Source organism: Chryseobacterium sp. SIMBA_028 (assembly GCF_046535285.1).
Taxonomy (GTDB): Bacteria; Bacteroidota; Bacteroidia; order Flavobacteriales; family Weeksellaceae; genus Chryseobacterium.
Map to the genome: position 1 here is coordinate 1 of NZ_JAWRWZ010000069.1, position 393 is coordinate 393.

Below are 393 nucleotides of genomic sequence, written 5' to 3' on the forward strand. Positions count from 1 at the left end.
CGCTCTTCCTTGCTGGTGCGCGAGAAGGCCGGGAAGGCGCGCTTGGCGGCGCCGATCGCGGCGCGCGCATCCTCGCGGTTGCCGAGCCTGACGGTGCCGATCTTCTCCTCGGTCGAAGGATTGAAGAGCTCGGCGGTTTCCTCGCCGTGAGGCGTCACGAAGGCGCCGTCGATGTAGACCTGAGTAATGTTGCGCATCGCTTTTCTCCTTTGTGCGATACGCCCTATCTGGCACCGGCCGATTGATCTGATAAGCTGCTCAATAACGGACGAGCTGGTAAGGAGATCAGGACAATGATGCGCGGCACGCTGGCGGAGCTGGAAGCGGTCATAGCCGTCGCAGCCAAGGGCGGCTTCCGTGCCGCCGCCCGCGACCTCTCGATTTCCTCCTCGG

General features: G+C 63.6%; 1 protein-coding gene. It reads right to left on the reverse strand.

Annotation, left to right across the window (positions count from 1 at the left end; all coding sequences use genetic code 11):
• Positions 1-197, reverse strand: a 197-nt coding sequence (locus tag SCA31_RS22570) for an aldehyde dehydrogenase family protein (protein WP_410699289.1), incomplete at its 3' end; no start/stop codon positions are given.
• Positions 198-393 lie beyond the last annotated feature (196 nt).